The 16312-nt window shown below is 72.8% G+C and carries 12 protein-coding genes; 9 read left to right on the forward strand and 3 right to left on the reverse strand.

From position 1 onward, the window contains the following. Positions 1 to 152: 152 nt before the first annotated feature. The 6 genes from ACIG36_RS09145 to ACIG36_RS09170 all read left to right on the forward strand — a co-directional run bounded on the left by ACIG36_RS09145 (position 153) and on the right by ACIG36_RS09170 (position 10012). On the forward strand, positions 153 to 1670 hold the full coding sequence (locus tag ACIG36_RS09145; protein WP_399924445.1) for a 3' terminal RNA ribose 2'-O-methyltransferase Hen1: 1518 nt from the start codon (positions 153 to 155) through the stop codon (positions 1668 to 1670). Continuing rightward, positions 1667 to 4294, forward strand: coding sequence for a polynucleotide kinase-phosphatase (locus ACIG36_RS09150; RefSeq protein WP_399924448.1), 2628 nt, complete (start codon positions 1667 to 1669; stop codon positions 4292 to 4294). The genes ACIG36_RS09145 and ACIG36_RS09150 overlap by 4 nt, the downstream gene beginning before the upstream one ends. Before the next feature lie 101 nt (positions 4295 to 4395). Next, on the forward strand, positions 4396 to 5634 hold the full coding sequence (locus tag ACIG36_RS09155) for an arginine deiminase (protein WP_399924451.1): 1239 nt from the start codon (positions 4396 to 4398) through the stop codon (positions 5632 to 5634). Positions 5635 to 5728: 94 nt separating this feature from the next. After that, positions 5729 to 6739 (forward strand): ornithine carbamoyltransferase, encoded by a 1011-nt coding sequence (gene argF, locus ACIG36_RS09160; protein ID WP_399924454.1) that lies wholly within the window; start codon positions 5729 to 5731, stop codon positions 6737 to 6739. A 184-nt stretch (positions 6740 to 6923) separates the two neighbouring features. Beyond that, on the forward strand, positions 6924 to 7751 hold the full coding sequence (locus tag ACIG36_RS09165) for an enoyl-CoA hydratase family protein (RefSeq protein ID WP_399924457.1): 828 nt from the start codon (positions 6924 to 6926) through the stop codon (positions 7749 to 7751). Beyond that, positions 7748 to 10012: a bifunctional salicylyl-CoA 5-hydroxylase/oxidoreductase gene (locus ACIG36_RS09170; protein WP_399925387.1), complete on the forward strand. Its 2265-nt coding sequence runs from the start codon at positions 7748 to 7750 to the stop codon at positions 10010 to 10012. The genes ACIG36_RS09165 and ACIG36_RS09170 overlap by 4 nt, the downstream gene beginning before the upstream one ends. A 92-nt stretch (positions 10013 to 10104) precedes the next feature. Here the strand turns inward: ACIG36_RS09170 and ACIG36_RS09175 are convergent, their stop codons facing one another. Then, on the reverse strand, positions 10105 to 10944 hold the full coding sequence (locus ACIG36_RS09175) for a PaaX family transcriptional regulator C-terminal domain-containing protein (protein ID WP_399924460.1): 840 nt from the start codon (positions 10942 to 10944) through the stop codon (positions 10105 to 10107). Further along, positions 10937 to 12577: an AMP-binding protein gene (locus tag ACIG36_RS09180; RefSeq protein ID WP_399924463.1), complete on the reverse strand. Its 1641-nt coding sequence runs from the start codon at positions 12575 to 12577 to the stop codon at positions 10937 to 10939. Before ACIG36_RS09180 ends, ACIG36_RS09175 begins: the two co-directional genes overlap by 8 nt. A gap of 181 nt (positions 12578 to 12758) precedes the next feature. Between ACIG36_RS09180 and ACIG36_RS09185 the strand changes: the two genes are divergently transcribed. Genes ACIG36_RS09185 through ACIG36_RS09195 form a run of 3 tightly spaced genes read left to right on the forward strand, consistent with a single transcriptional unit; the run spans position 12759 to position 14976 of the window. Further along, complete coding sequence (locus ACIG36_RS09185) at positions 12759 to 13886, forward strand: acyl-CoA dehydrogenase family protein (RefSeq protein WP_399924466.1); 1128 nt, start codon at positions 12759 to 12761, stop codon at positions 13884 to 13886. Continuing rightward, a complete protein-coding gene (locus tag ACIG36_RS09190) occupies positions 13883 to 14293 on the forward strand; it encodes a RidA family protein (protein WP_399924469.1) in 411 nt (136 codons plus the stop codon). The genes ACIG36_RS09185 and ACIG36_RS09190 overlap by 4 nt, the downstream gene beginning before the upstream one ends. 59 nt (positions 14294 to 14352) lie before the next feature. Then, on the forward strand, positions 14353 to 14976 hold the full coding sequence (locus ACIG36_RS09195; RefSeq protein WP_399924472.1) for a TetR/AcrR family transcriptional regulator: 624 nt from the start codon (positions 14353 to 14355) through the stop codon (positions 14974 to 14976). Positions 14977 to 15001: 25 nt separating this feature from the next. On the opposite strand, the gene ACIG36_RS09200 is transcribed toward ACIG36_RS09195, so the two are convergent. Then, entirely contained in the window at positions 15002 to 16228 is a 1227-nt protein-coding gene (locus ACIG36_RS09200) for an FAD-dependent oxidoreductase (protein ID WP_399924475.1), read from the reverse strand. Positions 16229 to 16312 lie beyond the last annotated feature (84 nt).

The raw sequence follows: 16312 nt of genomic DNA on the forward strand, positions 1-16312 counted from the left end.
CGCTGGGCGCACCGTTGATCAGTAGATCGCGCAATTGGTTGCCCGCCTGGTTCTCCGCCGCTTCCCGTTCTGTCGGCCGGTCATTTCGGAAGGTGCCGGTGACCACGGAAAACAGTTCGTCGTGGCGGGGCGGTCGGGGGAGAATCGGGCGTGTGTTCCTGACGATCAGTACCTCAGGCGCCGTCGAGCGCCCCGCGACCGAGCTCGGTTTTCTGCTGCACAAGCATCCTGACAAGGCGCAGCAGTTCTCCACCTCCCATGGCACCGCGCACGTCCTCTACCCCGAGGCGGGCGTGGAGCGTTGCACCATGGCGCTGCTGCTCGAGGTCGATCCCGTGGCGCTGGTCAGGCGGGGCAAGGACAAGGGGCGGGGCGGGGCGCCGGATTCGGCGCTGGCGCAGTACGTCAACGACCGGCCCTATGCCGCCTCCTCGCTGCTGGCCGTCGCGATCGCCGGCGTGTTCTCCAGCGCCGTCAAGGGGCAGTGCGCCGCCCGGCCGGAGCTGCCGGGGCAGTCGCGGCCGCTGCGGATAGAGGTGCCGGTGCTGCCCGCGCGAGGCGGTGCCGCGCTCGTTGAGCGGCTGTTCGAGCCGCTGGGCTGGACGGTGACGGCCCGTCCGGTGGCGCTGGACGAGCGGTTCCCCGAATGGGGCGACTCGCGGTACGTCTCGCTGGTGCTCGAGGGCGAGCACCGGCTGATGGACGCCCTGCGGCATCTGTACGTGCTGCTGCCGGTGCTCGACGACGCCAAGCATTACTGGGTCACTCCCGACGAGGTGGAGAAGCTGCTGCGCGCCGGCGAGGGCTGGCTCGAGGGTCACCCCGAGCAGCGTCTGATCACCAACCGCTACCTGGCCCGCCGCTGGAGCCTGACCCGCGACGCGCTCGACCGCCTCGCCCTCGCCCGCCTCGCCGAGGCCGACGACACCGAGGCCGAGGAGCTCGACAACGCCGTCGACGAACAGGAGGACACCGCCGAGCGGCCCCTGCCGCTGGCCGTGCAGCGGCGCCAGGCGATCCTCGGCGTCCTGCGCCGGTCCGGCGCGGCGCGCGTGCTCGACCTGGGCTGCGGCCAGGGCCAGCTGGTCGGCGAGCTGCTCAAGGACCCGCGTTTCACCGAGATCGTCGGCGTCGACGTGTCCGTGCGCGCTCTGAAGGAGGCCTCGCGACGGCTGCGCCTGGACCGCATGACCGAGCGGCAGGCGGCCCGGGTCGCACTGCTGCAGGGCTCGCTCGCCTACACCGACCGCCGGCTCGCCGGGTACGACGCGGCGGTCCTCAGCGAGGTCATCGAGCACCTCGACCTGCCGCGGCTGCCGGCCCTGGAGTACGCGGTGTTCGGCGCCGCGCGCCCCACGACGGTGGTGGTGACCACCCCCAACGTGGAGTACAACGTCCGCTGGGAGACCCTGCCCGCCGGGCACGTCCGCCACGGCGACCACCGCTTCGAGTGGACCCGGGAGGAGTTCCGCGCCTGGGCCGGGCAGGTCGCCGAGCGGCACGGCTACGACGTGGACTTCGCGCCTGTCGGCCCCGACGACCCCGAGGTGGGGCCGCCGACCCAGATGGCCGTCTTCCACAAGAACGAAAAGTACGACCAGAGCGACAAGAACCACCGGAACAACCAGAACCACCCCGACGAGACCACGAAGGAGGCGAAGGCCGCATGACCGCCACCACCGGCACCCCTACGCCCCTCGCCGTGCCCGACCTGTCCCTCGTGGTCCTCGTCGGCGCCACCGGCTCCGGCAAGTCCACGTTCGCCGCACGGCACTTCAAGCCCACCGAGACCGTCTCCTCCGACTTCTGCCGGGGGCTGGTCAGTGACGACGAGAACGACCAGAGCGCCAGCAAGGACGCCTTCGACGTCCTGCACTACATCGTCGGCAAGCGCCTGGCCGCCGGCCGGCTGACGGTCGTCGACGCCACCAACGTCCAGTCCGAGGCCCGCAAGCAGCTCGTGGCGCTGGCGCGCGAGCACGACGTGCTGCCCGTGGCGATCGTCCTCGACGTGCCCGAGGACGTCTGCGCCGCGCGCAACGCCGCCCGCCCCGACCGGGCCGGCCTCGCCCGCCGCGTCATCCAGCGTCACCAGCGCGAACTGCGCCGTTCCCTCAAGCACCTGGAGCGCGAGGGCTTCCGCAAGGTGCACGTCCTGCGCGGCACCGGCCAGGTGGAGGCGGCCGGGATCGTGCGCGAGCGCCGGTTCAACGACCTGCGCCACCTCACCGGCCCGTTCGACATCATCGGCGACATCCACGGCTGCCGCTCGGAGCTGGAGAGCCTGCTCGGCGAGCTCGGCTATACCCTCGTCCGCGACGAGGCCGGCCGGCCCGTGGACGCCACGCACCCCGAGGGCCGCACCGTCGTCTTCGTCGGCGACCTCGTCGACCGCGGCCCCGACAGCCCCGGCGTGCTGCGCCTGGCCATGGGTATGGTCGCCGCCGGGCACGCCCTGTGCGTCCCCGGCAACCACGAGCAGAAGCTCGGCCGCTACCTGGGCGGCCGCCAGGTCAGGATCGCGCACGGCCTCGCCGAGACGATCGAACAGATGGAGCGCGAAGGAGAGCAGGACCCCAGCTTCCGGGAGAAGGCGCGGGCGTTCATCGACTCGCTCGTCAGCCACTACGTGCTCGACGACGGGCGGCTCGTCGTCTGCCACGCCGGCCTGCCCGAGAAGTACCACGGCCGCACCTCCGGCCGGGTCCGCTCGCACGCGCTGTACGGCGACACCACGGGGGAGACCGACGAGTTCGGCCTGCCCGTGCGCTACCCGTGGGCGGAGGACTACCGCGGCCGTGCCGCCGTGGTCTACGGCCACACGCCGACTCCGCAGGCCACCTGGCTCAACAACACCATCTGCCTGGACACCGGCGCCGTCTTCGGCGGCAAGCTGACCGCGCTGCGCTGGCCCGAGCGCGAGCTGGTGGACGTACCGGCCGAGCAGGTCTGGTACGAGCCGGTGAAGCCGCTGGCGTCCGAGGCGCCCGGCGGCGCCGACGGCCGCCCGCTCGACCTCGGCGACGTCACCGGCCGGCGGGTCGTGGAGACGCGGCACCTGGGCCGGGTGGCGGTGAAGGAGGAGAACGCGGCCGCGGCCCTGGAGGTCATGAGCCGCTTCGCCGCCGACCCGCAGCAGCTCGTCTACCTCCCGCCGACCATGGCCCCGTGCGCCACCTCCAAGGAGGAGGGCTACCTGGAGCACCCGGCGGAGGCCTTCGCCGCCTACCGGGCGGACGGCGTGCGCCAGGTGATCTGCGAGGAGAAGCACATGGGCTCCCGCGCGGTGGTCCTGGTCTGCCGGGACGCGGACGTGGCGCGCGAGCGCTTCGCCGTGCCCGGCGGCGTGCCCGGAGCGGTGTACACCCGCACCGGACGGCCGTTCTTCGACGACACCGCCCTGGCCGGGACCGTGCTGGAGCGGCTCGGCCGGTGCGTGGGCGAGGCCGGCCTGTGGGACGAGCTGGAGACGGACTGGCTGCTGCTGGACGCCGAGCTGATGCCCTGGTCGCTCAAGGCCACGGGCCTGCTGCGCAACCAGTACGCGGCGGTGGGCGCGGCCGCCCGTACGGTCTTCCCCGGCGCCCTCGCGGCGCTGGAGTCCGCGGCGGCCCGCGGCGTGGACGTCTCCGGCCTGCTGGCCCGCCAGCGCGAGCGCGCCGAGGACGCCGAGGCCTTCACCGAGGCCTACGGCCGGTACTGCTGGCCGGTCGGGGGCGAGGGTGCCGAGCCGGCGGACGGCATCCGGCTGGCTCCGTTCCAGATCCTGGCCGTCCAGGGCCGCAGCCTCGCCACGCTGCCGCACGACCAGCAGCTCGCCCTGATCGACCGGGTCGTCGCGGCGGACGGCGGCGGGGACGGTAGCGGCGTGGCCGGCGGCGGCCTGCTGGCGCCCACCCGGCGCCTGGTCGTCGACACCGAGGACGAGGAGTCCGTCACCGCCGGCACCCGGTGGTGGCTGGAGCTGACGGCCGCCGGTGGTGAGGGCATGGTCGTCAAGCCGCTCCAGGCGTACGCGCGGGACGCCGACGGCAGGCTCGTCCAGCCCGGCGTGAAGTGCCGCGGCCGGGAGTACCTGCGGATCATCTACGGTTCCGAGTACACCCGACCCGACAACCTCGCCCGGCTGCGGGTGCGCCACCTGGGCCACAAGCGCTCCCTCGCCCTGCGCGAGTACGCGCTCGGCCTGGAGGCGCTGGACCGGCTGGCGGAGGGCGAGCCGCTGTGGCGCGTCCACGAGGCGGTCTTCGCGGTCCTCGCTCTGGAGTCCGAGCCGGTGGACCCGCGCCTGTAGGCGCCCGCAGGCCGCTTGGGTGGTCCGGGTCGATGATCACTCGGCACGCGGTGCCGCCGCGCGCCGAGTGATCACGCCGCGTTGGGGTCAGGATGGGTGACATGGGATTCCATGTCGATTCCGAGGCCGGGCGGCTGCGCCGGGTCATCCTGCACCGCCCCGACCTGGAGCTGAAGCGGCTCACGCCGTCCAACAAGGACGCCCTGCTCTTCGACGACGTCCTGTGGGTGCGCCGCGCCCGCGCCGAGCACGACGGCTTCGCCGACGTGCTGCGCGAGCGCGGCGTGGAGGTGCACCTCTTCCAGGACCTGCTGGAGGAGAGCCTGCGGGTGCCGGCCGCGCGGGCGCTCGTCCTGGACCGGGTCTTCGACGAGAAGGAGTACGGTCCCCTGGCCACGGACCACATAAGGGCCGTGTTCGACGCGATGCCGGTGACCGAGCTGGCCTCCCTGCTGGTCGGCGGCATGACCAAGCGCGAGTTCCTCGAGGGCCACGCCGAGCCCGTCTCCGTCCGCTTCCATGTGATGGACCTCGACGACTTCCTGCTCAACCCGCTGCCCAACCACCTCTTCACCCGGGACACCTCCGCCTGGATCTACGACGGGGTGAGCATCAACGCGATGCGCTGGCCCGCCCGTTGGCACGAGACCGTGCACTACGAGGCCGTCTACCGTCACCACCCGATGTTCGCGCGAGGGGGCTTCCACATCTGGTGCGACGGCCAGGCCGCCTACCCCTCGACGATCGAGGGCGGCGACGTGCTCGTCATCGGCGAGGGCGCCGTGCTGATCGGGATGAGCGAACGGACCACCCCGCAGGCCGTGGAGATGCTGGCCCGCGGGCTGTTCGAGGCCGGTTCGGCCCGCACGATCGTGGCGCTGGACATGCCCAAGGGCCGGGCGTTCATGCACCTGGACACCGTGATGACCATGGTGGACGGCGACACCTTCACCCAGTACGCGGGCCTGGGATCGCTCCGCTCGTACACCATCGAGCCGGGCGTCGGCGAGCGAGACCTCAAGGTCACCGACCATCCGCCGGAGCACATGCACCGCGCCATCGCCGCCGCGCTCGGCCTGGACTCCATCCGGGTGCTGACCGCCCGGCAGGACGTGCACGCCGCCGAGCGCGAGCAGTGGGACGACGGCTGCAACGTGCTGGCGATAGAACCGGGCGTGGTGGTCGCCTACGAACGCAACGCGACGACGAATACTTTTCTGCGCAAGCACGGAATCGAGGTCATCACCATTCCGGGCAGTGAGCTGGGGCGCGGCAGGGGTGGGCCGCGCTGCATGAGCTGTCCGGTCGAGCGCGACCCGGTACCGGGTGCCCGGCCGTGACGGACAGGACACCGAGGACTTGCATAGAAATGCGGTTGATCGTATACAGTTCCAATTTTACCGTGTAGTGTCGAAGACCTAGGAGCCACACCCCATGGCGACAGACCTCAAGGGCCGTCACTTCCTCAAGGAGACGGACCTCACCGCCGAGGAGTTCCACGGCCTGATCGAGCTGGCCGCGGAGCTGAAGGCCGCCAAGCGTGCGGGCACAGAGGAGCCCCGGCTCCAGGGGCGCCACATCGCGCTCGTCTTCGAGAAGACCTCCACCCGCACCCGCTGCGCCTTCGAGGTCGCCGCAGCGGACCAGGGTGCCCGTACCACCTACCTCGACCCGAACGGCTCGCAGATCGGCCACAAGGAGTCGGTCCGGGATACCGCCCGGGTGCTCGGGCGGATGTTCGACGCGATTCAGTACCGCGGGCACGGCCAGCACATCGTCGAGGAGCTCGCCGCCTACGCCGACGTCCCCGTCTACAACGGCCTCACCGACGAGTGGCACCCCACCCAGATGCTCGCCGACGTGCTCACCATGACCGAGCACACCGCCAAGCCGCTCGAGCACGTCGCGTACGCCTACCTGGGCGACGCCCGCTACAACATGGGCAACTCCTACCTGATCACCGGTGCCCTCCTCGGCATGGACGTGCGCATCGTGGCACCGGAGACCCTGTGGCCGGACCCGGAGGTCATCGCCCGCGCCCAGCGGCTGGCGGAGACCAGTGGCGCGCGGATCACCCTCACCGAGGACGTCGAGGAGGGTGTGCGCGGCGCGGACTTCGTCGCCACCGACGTCTGGGTCTCGATGGGCGAGCCCAAGGAGGTCTGGGACGCCCGCATCGCCCTGCTCGCCCCCTACGCCGTGACCATGGACGTGCTGCGCGCGACCGGCAACCCGGCCGTGAAGTTCCTGCACTGCCTGCCCGCCTTCCACGACCTGGGCACCACGGTCGGCCGGGAGATCTACGAGCGCCACGGACTGACCTCGCTGGAGGTCACCGACGAGGTCTTCGAGTCGGTCCACTCGGTCGTCTTCGACGAGGCCGAGAACCGGCTGCACACCATCAAGGCCGTGCTGGTGGCGACGCTGGCCGGCTGGGGGCGGTAGCTGGGACGGGGCCGTAGGGGCGGCGGGCGCTGTCGCCCGCCGCCCCTTTTTCGTGCTCTCCCGCAGCCTTCTCGCGGCCCTTTTCCGGGAGTTGGTGTATCGCGTACTCGTGACGACAGTCACAGAACGGTGATACGTTCAGCGGGCAGGCACCAGCCCCGCCCGGCTGAAGGAGGCCGTGCTCATGAGTCCGTTCACCGGCTCCGCGTCCCGCACCGAGGAATGGCGGCACCTGCGCCTGACCCTCGACGACGGGGTCGCCACCGTCACCCTCGCCCGCCCCGACCGCCTCAACGCCCTCACCTTCGGCGCCTACGCCGACCTGCGCGACCTCCTGCCCGAGCTCGCCCGCGACGGCTCCGTCCGGGCCCTCGTGCTCGGTGGCGAAGGCCGGAGCTTCTGCTCCGGCGGCGACGTGGACGAGATCATCGGCGCCACCCTGGCCATGGACACCGGACGGCTCCTGGACTTCAACCGCATGACCGGGCAGGTGGTCCGCGCCGTGCGGGAGTGCCCGTTCCCCGTGATCGCCGCCGTGCACGGGGTCGCCGCAGGCGCCGGCGCCGTCCTGGCGCTCGCCGCCGACTTCCGTGTCGCCGACGCCACCGCCCGCTTCGCCTTCCTCTTCACCAAGGTGGGCCTCTCCGGCGGCGACATGGGCGCCGCCTATCTCCTGCCGCGCGTCGTCGGGCTCGGCCACGCCACGCGGCTGCTGATGCTCGGCGAGCCCGTCCGCGCCCCCGAGGCCGAACGCATCGGCCTCATCAGCACCTTGACCGAGGAAGGCGGGGTTCCGGAGGCGGCGCAGGCCCTCGCCCGTCGGCTCGCCGAGGGCCCCGCCCTCGCCCAGGCCCAGACCAAGGCCCTGCTGACCGCCGAACTCGACATGCCGCTCGCCGCCGCGGTCGAACTCGACGCCGCCACCCAGGCCCTGCTGATGAACAGCGCCGACTACGCCGAATTCCACGCGGCCTTCACCGAGAAGCGGTCCCCCGAGTGGCAGGGCCGATGACCACCGCCGCGACGAAGGCCCGGCGGGTCGCCGTCATCGGCGGCGGCCCCGGCGGCCTCTACGCCGCCGCCCTGCTCAAACGCCTCGCCCCCGAACGCGAGATCACCCTCTGGGAACGCAACGCCCCCGACGACACCTTCGGCTTCGGCGTCGTCCTCTCCGACGAGACCCTCGGCGGCATCGAGAGCGCCGACCCCGAGGTGTACGCGGCACTGGGCCGTGAACTGGTGCGCTGGGACGACATCGACGTGGTCCACCGGGGCAGAACCCTGCGCTCCGGCGGCCACGGCTTCGCCGCCCTCGGCCGCCACCGGCTCCTGGAACTCCTCCACGAGCGCTGCCGCGCCCTCGGCGTCGACCTCCGCTTCCGCACCGCCGCACCGCCCGCCGCCGAGCTGGCAGGCTCGTACGACCTGGTCGTGGCCGCCGACGGCATCCACAGCCGCACCCGCGACAGCCACCGCGACGCCTTCCGCACCGGCATCGCCACGCACCGCTGCCGCTACATCTGGCTCGCCGCCGACCTCGCCCTCGACGCCTTCCGCTTCGAGATCGCCGAGACCGAGCACGGCATCATGCAGCTGCACGCCTACCCCTTCGGCCCCCGCACGGCGACCGTCATCGTCGAGATGCGCGAGGAGGTGTGGCGGCGCGCCGGGTTCGACCGCCACGACGAGAGAACGTCGATCGAACAGTGCGGCAAGTACTTCGGCGACCTGCTCCGGGGCAGCACCCTGCGCTCCAACCACTCCGCGTGGACCGCCTTCCGCACCGTCGTCAACGAGCACTGGTCGCACGGCAACACGGTCCTGATCGGTGACGCCGCCCACACCGCCCACTTCTCCATCGGCTCCGGCACCAAGCTCGCCGTCGAGGACGCCCTGGCCCTGGCCGGCCACCTCGAGGGCGCCCGCGACCTGGCCGGCGCCCTGCGGGCGTACGAGGAGGAGCGGCGGCCGGCGGTGGAGTCCACGCAGCGGGCCGCCCGCGCCAGCCTGGAGTGGTTCGAGGACCTCGCCGGCCACGTCGACCGCACGCCGCATCGTTTCGCCTTCGACCTGCTGACCCGCAGCCGCCGCGTCACCCACGACAACCTGCGCCTGCGCGACGCCGGCTTCGTCGCCGCCGTCGAGGACGAGGCGGGCATACCGCCCGGCACGCCGCCGATGTTCACCCCGTTCCGGCTGCGCGGGCTGACCCTGCGCAACCGCGTCGTCGTCTCCCCGATGGACATGTACTCGGCCACCGACGGCACCCCCGGCGACTTCCACCTCGTCCACCTCGGCGCCCGCGCCCTCGGCGGCGCGGGACTGGTGATGACGGAGATGGTCTGCGTCAGTGCGCAGGGCAGGATCACCCCCGGCTGCGCGGGCCTGTACGCGCCGGAGCACGAGGAGGCCTGGCGGCGGATCACCGGCTTCGTGCACGAGCGGGCCCCGGGGACGGCCATCGGCGTCCAGCTCGGCCACTCCGGCCGCAAGGGCTCCACCCGGCTCATGTGGGACGGCATCGACCAGCCACTGCCCGACGGCAACTGGCCGCTGGTCGCGGCCTCCCCGCTGCCCTACCGTCCCGGCGTCAGCCAGACGCCGCACGCCCTGACCGCCGGCGAACTGGCGGGGACACGCGAGCAGTTCGTACGGTCCGCCGAGGCCGCCGACCGGGCCGGGTTCGACCTGCTCGAGCTGCACTGCGCGCACGGCTACCTGCTCTCCGGCTTCCTCTCGCCGCTGACCAACCACCGCGACGACGCCTACGGCGGCGACCTCGCGGGACGGCTGCGCTACCCCCTCGAGGTCTTCGACGCCGTACGGGCCGTCTGGCCCGCCCACAAGCCGATGACCGTCCGCATCTCCGCCACCGACTGGGCGCCGGGCGGCACCACCGGCGACGACGCGGTCGTCATCGCGGGGGCCTTCGCCGAGCACGGCGCCGATGCCGTCGACGTCTCGGCCGGTCAGGTCGTCCCCGACGAGCGGCCCGCGTACGGGCGCTCGTACCAGGCGCCGTTCGCCGACCGGATCCGGCAGGAGGCGGGGGTGCCGGTGATCGCGGTGGGGGCCATCTCGTCGTGGGACGACGTCAACTCGCTGATCCTGGCGGGCCGCACCGACCTGTGCGCGCTGGCGCGGCCACATCTTTACGACCCGAACTGGACGCTGCACGCCGCCGCCGAGCAGGGCTATGAGGGGCCCGGCGCGCTCTGGCCGGTGCCGTACCGGGCCGGGAGCCGGAGGCCGCCGACGGGGCGGGGGACCTGACCGCGCTGCGCGCGGTGTCCTCAAACGCCGGACGGGCTGAAATCAGCCCGTCCGGCGTTTGAGGACCGGGGTCCGGGGCGGAGCCCCGGTTGCTACGCCAGTGTCGGCCGCACGAAGTGCTCCCCGGCGTCGCGCAGCCGCTGGTGGAGGGCCGTGAAGACGCGGGCCGCGCGGCCGCCGGGCCAGTCCGGTGGGAGCAGGGCCGCCGGCAGGCCGGGGTCGGCGTAGGGGAGCCGGCGCCAGGAGTCCAGTGCGAGGAGGTAGTCGCGGTAGGCGGCCTCCGGCGGTACGGGCCTGCGCCGCGACCAGCGGTGCAGGACGGGCTCGTGGGTGTCGAGGAACGCCCGGTGCTGTCGGGCCAGGGCCTCCAGGTCCCACCAGCGCGCCACCGCCTCGGCGGTCGGCTCGAAGCCCAGGTGACAGCCCTTGAACAGGTCGACGTAGGAGACCAGCCCCAGCCGCTCGAGCGTGTGGCGCGTCTCCTCGTGCACATGGGCCGGGGCGATCCACACGCCGGGCGCCGCCGTGCCGAAGCCCAGCCGGGCCAGCCGGGAGCGCAGCAGGTGCCGCTTGTGCCGTTCCTGCTCGGGCACCGAGAAGACGGCCAGCAGCCAGCCCTGGCCCGGTCGTGCCGAGGAGGGGCGGCCGTAGATGCGCCGGTCGCCGTCGTCCAGCAGCTGCCGGGCGGCGTCCGACAGCCCGTATCCCGCCGCTCCCCCGGCCGTGCGGCCGGCCACGAGCAGTCCGCGCCGCTTGAGCCGGGAGACGGCCGACCGTACCGAGGGCGAGTCCACGCCCACCGCGCCCAGCAGCCGGATCAGGGCCGCGATCGGCACCGGGCCGGCCGGGGCGTCGACGCTACCGCGTCCGTAGGCGCCGTAGAAGGTGACGATGAGGGACCGGGGGGTGTGAAGCGGTTGCTGGTCAGTCACGGGGAAACTGTAAAGCGCCCGCGCGCAGCCGGAATCGCTGCAACTTGCCGGTGGGCGTGCGCGGAAGGGCGTCCAGGAACTCGATCTCGCGAGGGCACTTGTACGGAACGATCTCCTTTTTGGTGAACTCCCGCAGCTCCGCGACGGTTTCCGGGGTGCGGGGCACGCCGGGCCGCAGCACGACGTGGGCGACGACGATCTGTCCGCGCCGCTCGTCGGGGCGGCCGGTGACGGCGGCCTCGAGGACGTCGGGGTGGCGCAGCAGGGCCTCCTCGACCTCGGTGCCCGCGATGTTGTAGCCGGCCGAGATGATCATGTCGTCGGCGCGGGCCACGTAGCGGAAGTAGCCGTCGGGTTCGCGGACGTAGGTGTCGCCGGTGAGGTTCCAGCCGTCGCGCACGTACTGCTTCTGGCGCTCGTCCGACAGGTAGCGGCAGCCGGTGGGGCCGCGCACGGCCAGCATGCCCGGTGTGCCGTCGGGCACGGACTCGCCGCCGGGGCCCACGACGCGGGCTTCGTAGCCGGGCACGGGGAGTCCGGTGGTGCCGGGGCGTATGAGGTCGTCGGCGGCGGAGATGAAGATGTGCAGCATCTCGGTGGCGCCGATGCCGTTGATGACGCGCAGTCCGGTGGCCCGGTGCCAGTCGTGCCAGAGGGCGGCGGGCAGGTGCTCGCCCGCCGAGACGCATCTGCGCAGCGAGGAGACGTCGTACGACGCGAGCCGGCCGAGCATGGCGCGGTAGGCGGTCGGGGCGGTGAACAGCACCGAGACGCGGTGGCGTTGGACGTCGGCGAGCAGCCGCTCGGGGCCGCCCCAGTCGGTGAGCAGGGTCTGCGCGCCCGCGCGCAGGGGGAAGACGACGAGGCCGCCCAGGCCGAAGGTGAAGCCGAGCGGGGGGCTGCCCGCGAAGACGTCGTCCGGCCGCGGGCGCAGCACGTGGGCCGAGAAGGTGTCGGCGATGGCGAGGACGTCGCGGTGGAAGTGGACGCAGCCCTTGGGGCGTCCGGTGGTGCCGGAGGTGAAGGCGATCAGCGCGACGTCGTCGGCGGAAGTGTCGCAGGCCACATAGGATGTCGGTTTATTTGCCGAGCGCCGCAGAAGGTCGTCCGGAGCGTCGCCGCCGAACAACGTAATCCGTAAGTGTGGCACCGCCGCCCCGGCCAGGTCGTCGGCCGATCGGGTGTCGCACAGCGCGTGCCGGACGTGCGCCAGCCGGCAGATCGTCGCGAGCTCGTGGGGGCGCTGGGCGGCCAGGACGGTCACGGCCACCGCGCCCGCCTTCATCACCGCGAGCCAGCAGGCGGCGAGCCACGGCGTGGTGGGGCCGCGCAGCAGCACGCGGTTGCCGGGGACCACGCCCAGGTCGTCGGTGAGGGTGTGGGCGATCCGGTCGGCGTGCGCGCGGAGTTCGCCGTACGACCAGACGAGCCCGCCCTCGCCCCGCACCGCCGGCCGGTCCGGGCCCAGCCGGGCGATCGTCGCGTCCAGCAGCTCCGCACCGCAGTTGAGACGGTCCGGGTAGGCGAGGGCCGGTGGTCCGGCGAGGTCGAAACGGAGGTCCGGCCACTGCCCGGCGGGCGGGAGACGGTCACGCGCAAAGGTGTCGACATGGGCCGACGGACTCAGCTCCATCGTGGGATGCGCCCCCTCGCGCCGAGAAGAAGTTGGAGGTGAACCGGGGTCTTGCCAGCGCTACGGATCCACTGTCAGCGTAGCGAGTCGGTGACGGTAGTCAACAGAGCGCGATAACTCCCGCACCTCCCTCTCAAGGCTGCACGGCCCTCTCGGGGCCGCAAGGGAAAGGGTGGACCCGGTGACCACACCGTTCACACTGGACAGGGAGCAACGCGAGTGGTGCGCCGAGCTGCGCGCGCTGGCCGCGCGGCGACTGCGCCCCCTGGCCCGCGAGGGCGACCCCGGCCGCGTCAACCGCCCTCTGGTCGCCGCCCTCGGCGAACTCGGCCTGCTGGCGCGCGTGTTGCCGGAGGGGGGTGTCGCCAGTGCCATGGACCTGTGCCTGCTGCGTGAATCGCTCGCCCAGGAGTGCACGGAGGCCGAGACGGCACTCGCCCTGCAGGGCCTCGGCGCCCACCCCGTTCTGCGCTCCGGCAGCAAGGAACAGCGCGAACGCTGGCTGCCCGGCGTCGTCGCGGGCCGGACGGTCACCGCCTTCGCCCTCAGCGAGCCCGAGGCCGGCTCCGACGCCGCCGCGCTGCGACTGCGCGCGGACCCGGCACCCGGTGGTGGCTGGCGGCTGACGGGGGAGAAGTACTGGATCTCCAACGCACCCGAGGCCGACCTCTACACCGTCTTCGCCCGCACCGGCCCGGAACCCGGCGCCACCGGCATCACCGCCTTCCTCGTCCCCGGCGACCGGCCCGGCCTCACCGGCACTCCCCTCGACATGCTGAGCCCGCATCCCATCGGCGCCCTCGCCTTCGATGCCGTACCGGTCGGCCCGGAGGACGTCATCGGGGAGGTGGGCGGCGGCTTCAAGGTCGCCATGCGCACCCTCGACCTCTTCCGCCCCAGCGTCGGCGCCTTCGCCGTCGGCATGGCGCGCGCCGCCCTCGCCGCCGCCCTGGCCCACGCCGGCGAACGCCGGGCTTTCGGCGGACCGTTGAAGGACCTGCAGGCCGTCTCCCACCAGCTGGCCGAAATGGCCACCCGCACCGAGGCCGCCGCCCTGCTCGTCCTCGCGGCCGCGGCCGCCCACGACGCGGGCGAGCCCGGCATCGCGCGGCGCTCGGCCATGGCCAAGCTCTTCGCCACCGAGACCGCCCAGTACGTCGTCGACGCCGCCACGCAGATCCACGGTGCCCGCGCCCTGCGGCGCGGGCACCTCCTCGAGCACCTCTACCGCGAGGTGCGCGCCCCGCGCATCTACGAGGGCGCCACCGAGGTCCAGCGCACGATCATCGCCAAGGAGCTCTACCGATGACCACCACCAACGGCCTCCACCGCCTCAACCCCGCCGAGCTCTCCCCGCCCACCGGCTTCTCCCACGCGGTCACGGCCACCGGCGGCCGGCTGGTCTTCCTCGCGGGCCAGACCGCGCTCGACGCCGACGGCAAGGTCGTACCGGGCGGCCTGCCCGAGCAGTTCGAGAGGGCCCTGGCCAATTTGCTGGCCGCCCTGCGCGCCGCCGGCGGCCGGCCCGCCGACCTGGCACGCGTGACCGTCTACGCCACGGACGTCGGCGCGTACCGCGCGCACGCCCGCGCGCTCGGCGAGGTCTGGCGCCGCCTCGCGGGCCGCGACTACCCGGCGATGGCCGTCATCGGCACCACCCGGCTCTGGGACGAGCAGGCGCTGGTGGAGCTGGACGGGGTGGCCGTGCTGCCCTGAGCCGGAGCGGGGTACGGTGTGACGCCGTTGGTGGTCCCAAGTGAGAGGGTGGGCGTTCGATGACGTCTCGTCGGAGTGCCGAACCCGGTGGCCTGACCTTCACCGAACGCGCCCGGCGGCAGCAGATCGTCGAGTGCACGATCGACCTGATCGCCGAGCGGGGCCAGCCAGGCACGTCCCTGTCGGCGATCGCCGAGCGGGCCGGCATCTCCAAGGGCGCGGTCCTCTACCACTTCACGTCGAAGGACAACCTCACCCAGAGCACGCTCGAGCATGTGCTGGAGCGGTTCCTGGCCCATGTGACGGAGCGCGTGGAGCGGGAGAGCGAGCCGCGCGCGGCCGTCGTCGCCTATGTCCGCGCCATGATCGGCTACCAGCAGGCCAACCGCCGGCACGTCCGCGTGATCACCGAGATGCTGCTCGACGACAAGGGCGGCACCCGGCTGAGGACACCGGGCTCCCACGACACGTACGACCGCTGGCAGGAGCTCGCCCGCCTGCTGGCGGCGGGCCAGGAGGCGGGTTCCTTCCGCCCGTTCGACACCCGGACCATGGCCCTGGCCATCGGCGGGGCGATCGACAACGTGATCTCCTACTGGCTGGTCCACCCGGAGTACGACCTCGACGCGGCGGCCGACGAGTTGGTCACCTTCACTCTGAACGCGGTCGAGCGCCGGGGCTGACCCCCGTCCGGCCCCGGCGCTTCCGTCACCCGCGCGCGAAGGTCGGTGCCCGCTCGGGCCGTATCCCGACCCCGCCGAGGTAGCCGGTCAGCGTGCGCAGCGGTCGTATGTGCCGCAGCAGCCGGAAGGGCACCGGCATCCGGTCCGGGTCGAGGGTGCCGTCGAGGGCGGGCCGCAGCAGTGCCTCGTGCTCGCTCACCTGGGACTTCTGTATGAAGGCCGTCGGCAGGAGGCGGCGCTTCTGCACTCGGGCGAGGCCGTCCACGCCCACGGTGCCGCGCCGCAGCGGAGCCGCGAGGATGCGGGCGGCCGCGACGGCGTCCTGCACGGCCAGGTTGACGCCGACGCCGCCCGTCGGCGACATGATGTGCGCCGAGTCGCCGATGCACAGCAGGCCCGGCCGGTACCAGCGCCGCAGCCTGCCCATCGTCACCTCCAGCAGCTTGACGTCGTCCCAGGAACGGACGGCCTCCGTCACCTCGGGGCCCCAGCCGAAGAGTTCGCCGAGCCGGCCGCGGAACCACTCGATGCCGTGGGCGCGCAGCCGCTCGTCGGCCCCCTTCTTGATCAGGTAGGAGGTCTGGTAGTACGCGCCACGGTCCACGGTGACCGCGAACTGGTCCTCGCGGGTGCGCATGAAGACGCGGCCGTGCTTGGCCCGGTCGCCCGGGGAGGGCACCCGGACGTTCCACACGTCCATGGGCACGTCGAAGTAGTCCGGCCGCAGCCCGGCCGCCGCGCGCACCGCCGAATCACGCCCGTCGCAGGCGACGGTGAGGTCGGCGGCGATCTCGCCGGCGGTGCCGTCCGGGCCCGTGTACCGCACGCCGGTCACCCGGCCGGCGCCGTCGGTGCGCAGCCCGGTGAACGCGGTGCTCATGCGCAGGGTGAAGGACGGCTCCTCGGCGGCGGCGCCCGCGAGCAGGTCGAGGAAGTCCCACTGCGGAACCATGGCGATGTACTTGTGCCGCCCGGGTATGCGCCGCAGGTCGGACAGCGTGATGACGTCGTCGCCGATGTGCATGCGCACTTCGTCGAGCCGGTGCGCGGGGAGCGCGGCGAACCGTTCGCCGAGCCCGAGTTCGTCCAGCAGCCGCAGCGTGGAGGGGTGCACGGTGTCCCCCCGGAAGTCGCGCAGGAAGTCGCGATGCTTCTCCAGGACGGTGACCTCGACCCCGGCTCTGGCCAGCAGCAGCCCCAGCATCATCCCGGCGGGCCCGCCGCCGACGATGCAACAGGTGGTGCGTTCCATGTCATCCCCCTCTGTTCGACCGTATAGTCAGTAGTCTGACCGATCGGTCAGTGAGTCTACGCGCAGGCACCGGAACACGGCAAC

The sequence above is a fragment of the Streptomyces sp. NPDC053048 genome (assembly GCF_044547045.1).
GTDB lineage: Bacteria > Actinomycetota > Actinomycetes > Streptomycetales > Streptomycetaceae > Streptomyces.

Coding starts and splice junctions, on each gene's coding strand:
- argF (WP_399924454.1), top strand. CDS start 5,729: ATGGCGACAGACCTCAAGGGCCGTCACTTCCTCAAGGAGACGGACCTC.
- ACIG36_RS09200 (WP_399924475.1), bottom strand. CDS start 16,228: ATGGAACGCACCACCTGTTGCATCGTCGGCGGCGGGCCCGCCGGGATG.
- ACIG36_RS09165 (WP_399924457.1), top strand. CDS start 6,924: ATGAGTCCGTTCACCGGCTCCGCGTCCCGCACCGAGGAATGGCGGCAC.
- ACIG36_RS09195 (WP_399924472.1), top strand. CDS start 14,353: ATGACGTCTCGTCGGAGTGCCGAACCCGGTGGCCTGACCTTCACCGAA.
- ACIG36_RS09180 (WP_399924463.1), bottom strand. CDS start 12,577: ATGGAGCTGAGTCCGTCGGCCCATGTCGACACCTTTGCGCGTGACCGT.
- ACIG36_RS09170 (WP_399925387.1), top strand. CDS start 7,748: ATGACCACCGCCGCGACGAAGGCCCGGCGGGTCGCCGTCATCGGCGGC.
- ACIG36_RS09155 (WP_399924451.1), top strand. CDS start 4,396: ATGGGATTCCATGTCGATTCCGAGGCCGGGCGGCTGCGCCGGGTCATC.
- ACIG36_RS09150 (WP_399924448.1), top strand. CDS start 1,667: ATGACCGCCACCACCGGCACCCCTACGCCCCTCGCCGTGCCCGACCTG.
- ACIG36_RS09190 (WP_399924469.1), top strand. CDS start 13,883: ATGACCACCACCAACGGCCTCCACCGCCTCAACCCCGCCGAGCTCTCC.